The organism is Streptomyces ureilyticus (assembly GCF_011045025.1).
Classification (GTDB): domain Bacteria; phylum Actinomycetota; class Actinomycetes; order Streptomycetales; family Streptomycetaceae; genus Streptomyces; species Streptomyces ureilyticus.
In genome coordinates this window covers 1-11,705 of sequence record NZ_JAAKZX010000260.1, presented here as the reverse complement: position 1 = coordinate 11,705, position 11,705 = coordinate 1, and the positions used below count along the sequence as shown (strand labels likewise).

The 11,705-nt window shown below is 68.3% G+C and carries 13 protein-coding genes and 1 pseudogene; 9 read left to right on the top strand and 5 right to left on the bottom strand.

The window, feature by feature from the left end:
- Positions 1–108: 108 nt before the first annotated feature.
- On the bottom strand, positions 109–657 hold the full coding sequence (locus G6048_RS42500) for a hypothetical protein (RefSeq protein WP_165344959.1): 549 nt from the start codon (positions 655–657) through the stop codon (positions 109–111).
- A 305-nt stretch (positions 658–962) separates the two neighbouring features.
- Here G6048_RS42500 and G6048_RS42495 point away from each other — a divergent pair, with 305 nt between their 5' ends.
- The 6 genes and pseudogenes from G6048_RS42495 (at position 963) to G6048_RS42470 (ending at position 7,819) form a co-directional block, all read left to right on the top strand.
- Positions 963–1,583: an NADPH-dependent FMN reductase gene (locus tag G6048_RS42495; protein ID WP_165344958.1), complete on the top strand. Its 621-nt coding sequence runs from the start codon at positions 963–965 to the stop codon at positions 1,581–1,583.
- A gap of 139 nt (positions 1,584–1,722) precedes the next feature.
- Positions 1,723–2,403 carry a Clp protease N-terminal domain-containing protein gene (locus G6048_RS42490; RefSeq protein WP_235991015.1) on the top strand — a complete coding sequence of 227 codons (681 nt, stop codon included), beginning with the start codon at positions 1,723–1,725 and terminating at the stop codon, positions 2,401–2,403.
- Between the two features lie 461 nt (positions 2,404–2,864).
- Positions 2,865–3,497, top strand: a pseudogene (locus G6048_RS42485) (LLM class flavin-dependent oxidoreductase); the annotation flags it as partial.
- 644 nt (positions 3,498–4,141) lie between these two features.
- Positions 4,142–5,065: an NAD-dependent epimerase/dehydratase family protein gene (locus G6048_RS42480; protein WP_165344957.1), complete on the top strand. Its 924-nt coding sequence runs from the start codon at positions 4,142–4,144 to the stop codon at positions 5,063–5,065.
- Between the two features lie 142 nt (positions 5,066–5,207).
- On the top strand, positions 5,208–6,860 hold the full coding sequence (locus G6048_RS42475) for an AMP-binding protein (protein WP_328828604.1): 1,653 nt from the start codon (positions 5,208–5,210) through the stop codon (positions 6,858–6,860).
- Between the two features lie 146 nt (positions 6,861–7,006).
- Complete coding sequence (locus G6048_RS42470) at positions 7,007–7,819, top strand: methyltransferase domain-containing protein (protein WP_165344955.1); 813 nt, start codon at positions 7,007–7,009, stop codon at positions 7,817–7,819.
- 156 nt (positions 7,820–7,975) lie between these two features.
- On the opposite strand, the gene G6048_RS42465 is transcribed toward G6048_RS42470, so the two are convergent.
- From G6048_RS42465 to G6048_RS51660, 3 genes are read right to left on the bottom strand one after another with little or no spacing between them, the layout of a single operon-like run.
- Complete coding sequence (locus G6048_RS42465) at positions 7,976–8,179, bottom strand: DUF397 domain-containing protein (RefSeq protein WP_165344954.1); 204 nt, start codon at positions 8,177–8,179, stop codon at positions 7,976–7,978.
- 3 nt (positions 8,180–8,182) lie between these two features.
- Entirely contained in the window at positions 8,183–8,551 is a 369-nt protein-coding gene (locus G6048_RS51665; RefSeq protein WP_328828601.1) for a DUF5753 domain-containing protein, read from the bottom strand.
- Positions 8,548–8,841: a helix-turn-helix domain-containing protein gene (locus G6048_RS51660; protein WP_328828599.1), complete on the bottom strand. Its 294-nt coding sequence runs from the start codon at positions 8,839–8,841 to the stop codon at positions 8,548–8,550. The genes G6048_RS51665 and G6048_RS51660 overlap by 4 nt, the downstream gene beginning before the upstream one ends.
- Positions 8,842–9,188: 347 nt before the next feature.
- Between G6048_RS51660 and cutA the strand changes: the two genes are divergently transcribed.
- From cutA to G6048_RS42445, 3 genes are all read left to right on the top strand, one after another.
- Entirely contained in the window at positions 9,189–9,515 is a 327-nt protein-coding gene (gene cutA, locus G6048_RS42455) for a divalent-cation tolerance protein CutA (protein ID WP_206342821.1), read from the top strand.
- The gene (locus G6048_RS42450) at positions 9,512–9,928 is read left to right on the top strand and encodes a gamma-glutamylcyclotransferase family protein (protein WP_165344953.1); all 417 of its coding nucleotides are present in this window, start codon (positions 9,512–9,514) and stop codon (positions 9,926–9,928) included. Before cutA ends, G6048_RS42450 begins: the two co-directional genes overlap by 4 nt.
- 110 nt (positions 9,929–10,038) lie before the next feature.
- On the top strand, positions 10,039–10,524 hold the full coding sequence (locus G6048_RS42445; RefSeq protein WP_165344952.1) for a DUF6069 family protein: 486 nt from the start codon (positions 10,039–10,041) through the stop codon (positions 10,522–10,524).
- 93 nt (positions 10,525–10,617) lie between these two features.
- On the opposite strand, the gene G6048_RS42440 is transcribed toward G6048_RS42445, so the two are convergent.
- A complete protein-coding gene (locus G6048_RS42440) occupies positions 10,618–11,232 on the bottom strand; it encodes a Uma2 family endonuclease (RefSeq protein WP_165344951.1) in 615 nt (204 codons plus the stop codon).
- Positions 11,233–11,705: the final 473 nt, after the last annotated feature.

Here is an 11,705-nt window from a genome sequence, read left to right as displayed (position 1 = left end):
CTGCCGGAAGGGGCTGGGGAAAGAAAACCCCTCCCCCAGCGGGTCGCGAGGGGCATCGGACCCGGAGGGGAAGGGGACAGCGGTACCGGTGGACAGCGGAGGTGTCCGTCAGGTCCCGTCGCCTCTCGCCCGGCGAAGCAGGAACCAGGTACCGCCCACGGCGGCGACGGCAAGCACCGCCACTCCCGCCGCGGCCTGCCCGGGGCCGGGGCCAACCGCGCCACCAACCCCCGTCTTCACGCTCCCTCGAGGCCGCACCGTTTCACTGGCCTCCTCCTCGGCCCCCTTCGTGTGGGCCAGGGCGACCCGCAGGTCCCCCGCCAGCCGCGTACCGCTGGAACAGCGCGCAACGATCTCGTACGTCCCCGGCTGCGCCGACGCCGGCACCTGGAACCGCCCCACCGCGTTCCGCTCATGCACACTGGGCGTCAGCGCGAAGGCACCCGCGCCGACCGCACTCGCGTCCCCCGTCATCGCCCCGTCCGCACCGCACAACGCCGTGTTCACGGTGACCTCGGCACCGGGCGCGACGGTCGACGGGTACAACTCCAGCGGGCCGGTGTCCGCGCCGAGCGCGTGGGCGTAGACGGGCGCGGCGGGGAGAACCGCGGCGGCGAGGGCCAGCGCGATACCGGTCAGCAGACGGCCAGATCGCATCGTGCTCGCTCCTCCACCTCGGTCGCATCCCTGCACTGTCGAGGTAAGTGGCAGTCCGCCCGGAACGCCTCCTGATGAGGCGTCAGAACGGGTGCCGGTGGCTGCGTCGGCTGGGTTGACCGATGGCGTTTCGGCAGGTCACGGGCGTACGTGCAAAAAATATCGGCGGGGCACGGGGTGCGGGTGTGAACGGGTGACCGGCGCGCTCGCGGATGACGGCTCCACCGTGTGGTCCGGTCAGGTGATCCCGCCAAGTGGCCGGTGAGACTTGACCTCAACTTTGGTTGAGATACGAGCCTGTCCCCATGAACTCCATGGACTCCATGAATCCCATGCACTCCACTACAGACGAACCCATCCATGTCGCCCTGATCATCGGCAGCAACCGCGAGGGCCGCTTCGGCCCCGTGGTCGCCGATTGGCTGCTGAGCCGGATCCGCGAGCGCGACGACATCGAGGCCGACGTCGTCGACACCGCCGACCTGCGACTGCCGACAGCCCTGTCCTACTCGCCGTCCGCCGAGGTGACCGCCGAACTGGCCAAGGTCAGGCCGAAGCTCGCCGACGCTGACGCTTTCGTGGTCCTCACTCCCGAGTACAACCACTCGTTCCCGGCCCCCCTGAAGAACCTCATCGACTGGCACTACACCGAGTGGCAGGCCAAGCCCGTCGCCTTCGTCTCGTACGGCGGACTCTCCGGCGGCCTTCGCGCCGTCGAGCAGCTCCGCCAGGTCTTCGCCGAACTCCATGCCGTCACCGTCCGCGACACCGTCTCCTTCCACAACGCGGGCGCCCACTTCGACGACGAGGGCCGCCACAAGGACTCGGCGACTCCGAACGCCGCCGCCAAGGGAATGCTGGACCAACTGGTGTGGTGGGGGCGGACGTTGAGGGAGGCGAAGGAGGTACGGCCGTACGCGGGATGACGGTGGGGGCGGCTGTCCGACTGTTCCGACGGCGCCGCCGGACTGACCCCCTCCGCGAGTGACGAGTTTTCGCCCCTCGAGCCCGGGGGATAGGCAAGCGCGCCTTGACAATTCCCAACTGTCAAGGCGCACTTGCCTCATGCCTCTCCCAGACCTGGACGAACTCATCGCGGAAGTCGACCGCACCTGCGACACCGCGCACCGACCCGGCGGCGGTACGGAACAGCCCGACTGGCTCGCCCTGCTGACCGTGGCCGCGCAGCTTTCCGGCCAACTTCAGGCCCTGGCAGACGACTTGGTCGAGGACTATGTCGAGCACTGCCGGATGCACGGCTGCTCGTGGACCGACATCGGGGCCGCCCTGGGCGTGACCCGGCAAGCGGTGCAGCAGCGCTTCCACGCCCCCCACAAGCGATACGCCCCTGAGACGATGACCGACGACCTCCGCGAGGCGATGACCCACGTCAAGCGGGCCGCGGTGCAGCACCGCAACAACTACATAGGCACCGAGCACCTGTTGTGGGGCCTCACCGCGAAGCCCAACAACGCCACCCGGCTCCTCGAGACGTCCGGCGTCGACCCCGACGTCGTACACCGTTCGGTCGAGGCCCACCTGAGCATGGGCGCCTCGCAAGCCGCCGAACGGATCGCCTGGACTCCCTACTCCCGCAAGGCCATCGCCCTGGCGGAGGAGCAAGCGGGCTCCGCCCTCATCGACTGCGACCACCTGCTGGCGGGCCTTGGCCGGGTCGGCCGTGGGGTGGCGGCGACGGTACTGACCGAGGCCGGCTTCACGACGGCCGCACCGGACGAGGAGTAGCCAACGGGCTTGAAAACGCTGGACACTTGGGCGCCGTTTTCTCATCCTCGTGGAGAGGCCCGTACTGAACACCGTCCCCTCTTCGGAAGGCGACAATTCGTGAAGTTCAGTTACGCGATGCTCCCCGACTACCGTTCCTGAAGACTGAGCAGGAGTGAACCTATTCAGCCGCACGCCCCGAACGGTCTTGGGCGCACTGGTCCCCGGCGTACTCGACCCCAGGGCGGCGACACGCATCCCGTGCGTGGTCCGGTCCCGGGAGGCCAGTTCCCTGTGCGACCTGGCCAAGTGGGTATGGCCAGTGGCGACGGGGAGGGCCCGGACCATCTCTCTGGTGGAGCGGGGGCCCTGCACGCTGGCGCCGTACCCGGCGTCCCAGATCGCACGATCACGTTGGCCCGGTCGGCCCAGGGCGCCGCAAGCCCGGGAGCCGACCATCGCACGATCGAGCTAAAACGACCTCGCGCGAGGGCCTGTTCACCTTCGCCAGGTCGGTCCAGAGCCGGGTGCCGCTGAAGCTCGGTGCGATGCGCGGGCCCAAGTCCTTCGAAGCGGCGGGGGAGTTGTCCGACGGCTGCCATCACGTGCTGAGCTGCACGCGCGAGGCGTACGCGTACGCGGTGCGGCACATCCGGGCCGGGGCCGAGCGCGCCGGCAAGGACTGGCAGTCCCTGGACATCGGCGACTGGGTCGTCTTCGCGACCGGCCCCGACTCCGCCGCCGCCAAGGACGCGGCGCGCAGCATGGTCGGCATCTACGCCTCCTCGATGCCCGTGGAACAACTACGCCGCAACGGCGTCGACCCGACCGAACTCAAGCCGATCACCGACGCCATCGCCGCCGGCGACCTGGCCCGAGGCATCGAACTGACGACCCCGGAAATAGCCGAGCGCCTCTCCATAGCGGGCACTCCCGAGGAATGCCGCGACAAAATCCAACGAGAGATCGCCCCCGCCGGCGTGAACCACATGATCTGCGCCCTCACCGACCGCGCCCTGGTCAAGGCCTTCACCGGCCGGGACCTGGCGGAGGTGGCCGACGTGAACACCCAGCTCCGTCTGATCCACGACGGGATCATGCCGGCGTTCGCGTGACCGAGCACGGTAGCCGAACTGCTGATCCAGGCTCCCGGGACGGCTGACTCATAGGGGAGGGGTCGGTCTGGTTCGATTTCGCAGCCGAATGCCCCCGCGCGATCATCACCGTGCTCCATGGATTCGTACATTTTAACCGGGAGGAGGCCGCTCGGGGGAAAGGAATAGGCGCCCCACTGCGCATCACAACAGCCATAAAATATCCGATGCAGTTATGGATGGGGACAGGTCTCCCAAACAGGTGCAGAGTACACAGCGACGTGTCACCTCGCTATTTTCCGCACAACAGCCCACGAACATCTCTGCTCGGCGTCGTCAAGGCTGGCATTCCTGTCGATTTGTTATCAATAATCATGCGGCAGTTGGCATAAAAATTTACCAGCGGCTTCGCCTTGTCAACGAGTGATCACGGGGGGAATGCTGATGCGTGGCAAGGCTTGAAAGTTATACGACCATCGATTTTCGGGCACAGGTGACGGGATGCAGTGGCTCGGCTTTCCGTAATATTTCGCTCGAAGTCGCTGCCGGACCTTGCCGTGTGGCCGCTGGGCGGGGAAGGCGCATTACTCATGCTGATAACTGGCAAACTATTTCGTTTGATGCGGGTCGCCACTCCCCTCTCTACCGATACGGAGGACTGAACCATGCGTATTCTCGTCGCCGGGGCCACCGGAGTGATCGGACACCCCCTGGTGGGCGCGCTGCGGGCACGGGGCCACGAGGTGAGCGCGCTGGTACGTCAGGAATCGCGGGAGCGGACCCCGGAGGCGGACAGCATCGTGGTCGCCGACGCCCTCGACCGCGAGGCCGTGTTGTCGGCGGTGTCGGCCGCCCGGCCCGAGGTGGTCGTCCATCAGATGTCGGCGCTGCGGCTGCTGGGTGACGACCCTGTGGCGGCCTTCGCGCTGACCGCGCGGCTGCGTACCGAGGGCACCGCTCACCTCGTCGAGGCGGCCCGGGCGGCCGGTGCGCGGCGGCTGGTCGCGCAGTCCATCGCCTTCGCCGCCGCCCCGGCCGGGGAGCCGGTCCTCGATGAGGACGCGCCGCTGTACGTGGACGCCCCCGACCCGGGCTGGGCTGCCACCGTACGGGCCGTCGCCGAGCTGGAGCGGCTGGTTCTGGACAGCGGGCCGCTCGCCGGCGTGGTGCTGCGGTACGGCACGCTGTACGGCCCCGGCACCATGTATGCCCGTACCGGCGGGGCTGCCCAAGCGGTGCTGGCCGGACAGCTCCCGCTGCCCGGGGACGGCACCGGGATCACATCGTTCCTGCACGTGGAGGACGCCGTGGGGGCCACGGTCGCTGCCGTCGAATCGGAGGCCATCGGGGTGTTCCATGTGACGGACGACGACCCGGCCCCGGCCGCGCAGTGGCTGCCGCACTACGCCCGCACGCTGGCCGGACCGTCCCCTCGTACGATCCCGGCGGACCACGCGCCCCGGATGCTCGGCTGGTACATGACCCATCAGCTCACCGCGGCACACGGTGCGTCCAACGACCGGGCCCGTACGACGCTGGGCTGGAAGCCGCTTCGGCCGAGCTGGCGCGACGGGCTGGGCCGAGAATGACCGGCCCCAGTCCGAGGCGGCACGCTCGCCGGCCCGTTCGCTGCGACTGCCGCAACTGGCGAAGGATGCCAACCGTGCCTTCTCGCACTAAGAGCTGTCCCAACGGAAAAAAGAGAATAAATTTACAAATTCATCCTTGGAAGTGGAAATTGTGAACCCGATCACCAGGTTGCGCCCATCCGCCACCACCGTGGAGCAGTACCGCAAGGAGGACCTCTGGCGCGCCGACACCATCCTGGACGACCTGGCGCGGTGGCGTGCCGAGACTCCCGACGCCCCCGCCCTTCTCGTGTCGGAGGCCGGCCGGGGCCTCCTGCGGCTGAGCTACGCGCAGTACGCCGAGTATGTGGACCGCTTCGCCGGCGCATTGCACGCGCTGGGGGTGCGCAGCGGTCAGGTCGTCGCGATGCAGTTGCCGAACCTCTGGCAGGTCGGACCGCTGGTACTGGCCTGCGCCCGGCTCGGGGCCGTCGCCGCGCCGATCATGTGCGCGTTCCGTCCCCGTGAGCTGGAGCGGATGCTCCGCCGGCTGGATGCCGTCGTCTGCGTGACCATCGATCGGTGGGACAACTTCGAGCACGCCGCGGCGCTGGCCGAGATGGCACCCCGGCTGCCCGCACTGCGCCACCGTGTGGTGCTCGGCGAGCGAACCGCCGACGGGGACGACGGGGAAGTCGACTTCCGCGAGTACTTCGAGCACACAGAGCACAGCACCCTGCCGGATGCGTCCGTCGTGGACCCGGACCGGGTCTCCTTGGTGCTGTTCACCTCCGGCACCTCCGGAGAGCCGAAGGCCGTGCTGCACACCATGAACACCTGCTACGCCTGGTACGCCGCCGTCGCAGCCGCCGACGGAATCGGCCCCGCCAGCCGCGTCTACTCACCGAACGCGGCGACGCACATCGTCGGCCTCACCATGGCGCTCTTCATGCCGCTGCACCGCGGGGCCTGCGCGGTCATCACGGACCGCTGGGAGCCGGAGGCCGTCATCCCCTTCCTGGCCGAGGCCCACGTCAGCTGGATAGTCATCGTCCCCGTCTTCCTCTCCGCCCTGATCGACGCGATGGAACGCACCTCGCTGCGGCTGCCCACCGTGCGGATCATCCGCGCGGGAGGCACCACGGTCCCGCAGCCGCTGTTCAGGCGGGTGACCGAGACCTTCGGAATCCCGCTGGACGTGGGGTGGGGCATGACTGAGGGCGCCAATGTCTTCACCCGCTCCGGCGAACACCCGGACCTGGCCGGCCGTACCGTCGGGCGCCCCGCCCCAGGCCACGAGATCGACCTGCGGGCCGACCACCCGATCAGCGACGACCAACCCGGGCGTCTCTTCGTCCGCAGCCCTTCGCTGTGTCTGGCCACCTGGGGCCGGGACGACGGTCGGTTGACCGTGCTCGCCGAGCACAATGACGGCTGGTACGACACCGGTGACCTCGCGGCACCGGACGGCCACGGCGGCATCCGGCTGCACGGCCGTGCCGAAGACCGGATCGGCGTCATCATGATCCCGGTCAGTGATGTCGAGTCGGCACTGCTGGACCACCCCGACGTACGGGATGTCGCCCTGGTCGGCTACCCGGACGGCCACGGCGGCGAGCTCGCCTGCGCGGTCGTCGTCCCGGGGGAGCGGACGCCCACCCTCGAGGGCCTGCGCGACTGGCTCGGCGGGCTCGGCATGAGCGAATGGTGCCGGCCATCCCGCCTGGAACTCCTGCCCGAACTGCCGCGCAACGAGACCGGCAAGGTGCGGAAGAACCTGCTTCGGGAACGGCTTCAGCTCCGCGCAGCTGACTAAGAGGTTCGGGTCGCCCGGGAGAATCATCCCGGGCGACCCGACTACCAGGCCCTGTTCCGACCCTACTCACGTAGGCTGATTTGGCTCATCGACAAGCGCTATCCGCACTGAAGCATCAGGCACCCCCTGACGGGAGACAGCAGCACGTGGACACCACCGGACCACGCACCGCCGAAAGCCTTGCCGCACGCTTCCACGACGTCGACTCGTCCGGCGTCGCCGAGGACTTCATCGCCTATTTGCAGAAGATGGAGGAGAGCGAGAGCGGCCGCGCAGTGCGGGAAGTCACCTACCGCGCCCTGGAGGCCGCCGAGGGCAAGGGAGCGGACATCGGGTGCGGCGCCGGCCGCGCCGTCGCGGATCTCGTACGGCTCGGAAAGGACGCCGTGGGGGTCGACAGCAGCCAGGCCATGGTTGACGCGGCCCTGGCCAGGTTCCCGCACTGTCGCGTCGTCAGGGGCAGCGCCTTCGAGCTGCCGTTCGAGGACGGTGAACTGTCGTGGTACCGGGCCGAGCGGACCTTCCTCCACTTCGGCGATCCCGCCGAGGCACTGTCCGAGGCCCGCAGGGTGCTGAGGCCGGGCGGGACCATCGTTCTCGCGGACCCCGATCTCGGGTCGATGGTGCTGAGTTCGCGGATCCCGGAGACGACCGACGCGGTCAAGGACGCGTTCTGCTCAGCCGTCCCGAATCCCCACGCCGGCACCTGCAGCGCCTACCACCTCGCCGACGCGGGATTCACCGACATCGAGGTCGTTCCCATCATGGCTGCCCTGAACGACCACGCGTCCGCGTTCGGCGTGGTACTGGAGCCGGCCTTGACGGCGGCTCTCGCCCAAGGCGCCGTCAGCGAGGAGGCGGCGGCGCGGTGGAAGGACGACCTGAGCGATCTCTCTCGCCGGAACGCCTTCACCGCGACGGCGACCTTCTTCGTCACCACGGCCCGCCTGGCGTCGTAGGGGTGGAGCCGTTCGGTCGGGAGTGCATGCGAGGCCGGTTTAGCTCGATCGTGCAGTGGTCGGCTCCTGGGCTTGCGGTGGCACCTGCCGCGAGGGCATCCGGCCACCGGCTCAAGGGTGACTCACCTCGGTACCCCCTGGCGAGGTTGGAAAGGCTCAGTGTGCGGGTCTGGTCGTCAACTGCTTGGTGAGCAGGGCAGTTTGGAAGGCCGTCCAGGTGGTGGGGTGGAGGCGGAGGGACGGGCCGGTGGGGTTTTTCGAGTCGCGTATGGCGATGGTGGTGGGGATGTTGGTGGCTGTTTCGACGCACTCGGCTTCGGGGTCGCTGTAGGTGGACTTGCGGTACTGGTATTCAGGCACGGCTCACAGTTCCTTACGGAGCTTGTGGAGGAACAGCACGGACTCCCGTTGGCCGAGGGAGCGTTCGGCGATCATCTCGAACAGCTCATCGTAGGCAGCAGCGCCCTCTCCGCCCTCGACCCACCGCTGGGCGAAGGGTGCCTCTACGTAGACGATGTCCATGGCTCCGGGCTCGGCGAACGACGTGATGTTGAACGATCCGTTCAAACCGAAGTGCGTGCCTGCGCTGAAGGGGAAGACCTGGAGAGCCACGTTCGGCAAGTCGGCCATCTTCGCCAGGTGGTCGAGTTGCCTGCGCGCTTCTTCCGTTCCACCAGGGACGTTCCGGAGCACTGCCTCGTAGATCACAGTCCGCAGCACGAGCGGGGTCATCGGAGAGGCGCTGTTGCCGCGCTCTCCAAGGCGACGTATTCCTGCATGACGCCGTGGATCGTGTAGTCGTCCCACCAGCCCTTGGCTTTACGACGCTCACGGTCGACCTTCGCGAGTTCCAGGAGCCCTCCGACGGTGCCGAGGTCGTGGACTCCGTACAGCTCGCACAGGGCACGGACATCCGGGGCGCGCATGGGTACCCAGCCGCGCTCCATCTTCGCGATCTTCGTGGTGGACGCTGTGAGGGCCTTGGCCGCGTGGGTCTGTGTCAGCCCGACGGCAATGCGCAACTTGATGAGCTCACCGCCGAGTCGACGCCCAAGACGGTGAAGGTGCTGTTGCCCTGCATCGACTGGCTCGCGGTCACGTTGGTGCTGCTCAACCCTGCCCGGAGGTGAGCGACATGGTCGCCCCCGAAGAGCCCGAAAGGTCCGACGGAGTCCAGCTCCAGTACGACCGCCTCGACTACACCCCCTCCCCAAGAGCGTCACCCTCGGTCCGGGAGGACGCCGGGACGGACACCCGTGTGACGCCCGCGTTTTCCGGCGTACGGCCGTCGCCCCGGAGGTAAGCCCGAAGCGACCGTACGTGTGAGGAGTGAGAATCGTTCTGCGAAGGTCTACAAAGGAGATCGATCATGGCCATGCCCGACTGGCTCACCGTCCTGACCACGACGGACGCCCCGGAGAAGGCGGACGCGCTCGCGCGGGGCGCGGTCGCGGCGCGTGTCGCCGCGTGCGCGCAGATCTCCGGGCCGGTCACGTCCGTCTACCGGTGGAAGGGGGAGATCGAGACCGCGTCCGAGTGGCAGGTGCTGTTCAAGACGACGGACACGCGGTACGCGGAGCTGGAGGCGTATCTGCGCCAGGCGCACGACTACGACACGCCGGAGATCATCGCCACGCCGATCGTGCGGGGGAGTGCGGCGTACCTGGAATGGCTTGAGCGGGAGACGGCGGGGTGAGCCGTCTGCCCTTCTTCGTGTACGGGACGCTGCTGCCCGGCGAGCCCAACCACGATCTCTTCCTCCTCGGCCGCACCGTTTCCGAGGTGCCGGGACGGCTGCCGGGGGCGGTGCTGTACGAGGGTCCCGGCTATCCGTACGCCGTGGAGGAAGCCGGGGGTGTGGTGTGCGGCGAGCTGATCACTCCGGTGCCCGAGCAGTACGGGCAACTCCTCCTCGCCCTCGACCGGTTGGAGGACTACGCGCCGGGTGACCCTCGCAACTTGTACGAGCGCGTGGCCTGGGACGTGATCTGCGAGGACGGCACGAGTGTGTGCGCCTGGGTGTACGTGGCCGCACCTGCCGTCGCCACACGTCTGCGGGCCCGCGGCAAGCTCATCGAGGGCGGGGACTGGCGGGCGCGGGCTTGTTGAGGTGCGGGCAAAAAAATTGTCGTCCAGTCACCGCTCAGTTTTCTGATGCCCCCCGGTCTACATCTACGAAAGGAACACCAACCCCCTTACGACAAACAGGAGTCAGAGCCATGACGGTGACCGCGCCCCAGACCCAGACCATCGCCCAGTCCTCCTCCCCCTCCTCCTCCCCCTCCTCGATCCGGTCCCTCGCCAGGCGGCCCGTGTGGCTGGTCGGTGTTCTGGCCATCCTCGCCGGGGCCGTTGTGACCGAAGTGTTCGCGCTGATCGCTCGCGGCGTCGGCGTACCCATGGATGCGGCCAGTCCCGGGGCCAAGGAGGCCGCGGAGATTCCGGTGGGCGGCTTTGCCGGGGGCGTGGTGTTCTGGTCGGTCGCCGGCATCGTCCTCGCGGTGGTTCTCGCCCGCTGGGCCAAGCGGCCCGCTCGTACCTTCGTGGTGGTCACCGTCGCGCTCACCGCGCTGTCCATGGCCGGCCCGGCCGCCGCCCCGCACACCGCCACGTCCACCCAGATCGTTCTGGCCGTGTCCCACGTGGTCGCCGCCGCCGTGATCATTCCCGTACTGGCCCGGCGCCTTGCCCAGCACCGCCGGTGACGGATCAGGTAGCCCCACCCACCCGTAGTCGCACCCTCGGAATCGGCCGAGGGTGCGACTACGGGTGGGTGGCGTAGGGGCACATGGATGCGGTCAATTGGCCTTCTTCTGCCCGGCCTTGATGATCTGCTCCACGTCGAGGGTGACTTCGGCGCCGATCGTGTCGGGCAGCGTGACCGTCTCGCCGGGAGCGTGGACGCGGTGGTTCCCGTACTCGCTCCCGTCCGGGTCGGTGAGGACGTGGAGGCGCTGGTGCTTGCGGTCGACGACCATGTAAACGGGGACCTTGGCCTGGGCGTAGGCGCCGACCTTGGTCTTGAGGTCGTCCTTCCAGTTGCTGGAGGTGACCTCCAGGACGAGGCGGAAGCAGACCGGGTCGTACGCGTTGTTCTCGACGAAGTGGTCGTCGATGTCGGCGTCCACCACCACGAGATCGGGGATCGCGTAGTCCTCAGCGCCGGTGGGGAGCCAGAGGCCGACGTTCTGGAGGACTTCGGTCTCCTCGCCGTGCAGGCCTGCGGCAAGGAAGGGGACCATGAGCCCCGTCAGAGCGCGGGCGTGGGGGGCATCCGGTGATGGGGTCACGAGGAGGTGGCCTCCGATGATCTCGACGCGGTAGCCCGGATGGCGCTCCATGATCTCGTCGGCGATGGCCGTGAGGGAGAACGGCTCGTCGTCGAAGGGCTGCTCGACGGATGCAGCGGACATCGCGTGCCTCCTAGGGGCTGGTGTCGAGAGCATCATCGTAGGCAGGCCGCAGACGCTGTGTCCCGTTCCGGCCCGTTCACCCGAAAGTGATCACCCAGTCCGGTCTCCAGCCCTTCCCTTTCCCGAAACGGGGGCTCCTCCCTGCTCTCGGCTCCTCCACGTGGGCGCGACAAGCCACCACAAACCCGCAGCTCACGAACAACCGGCGGAAGCAACCCGGACCAACAGCACCCCCGGAGCCGCCGGCAACATCACCCGCAGCGCTCCCGCCTCCCCGTCCCACTCCGCCGTACCGCCCGATCCCGACGCCGACGCCGACGGATGCAGAACCTCCACCCATACGTCGTCCCGCCCCGCCAACTGCGGCAGGGGCAACGTCCGTTCAGCTTCCCCACCCCGGCGCCACACCGACAGATACACCTGCCCCGCAGCCTGCCCGGCCCGTTGGTCAACGCGTCGTCAATCAGAGCCTT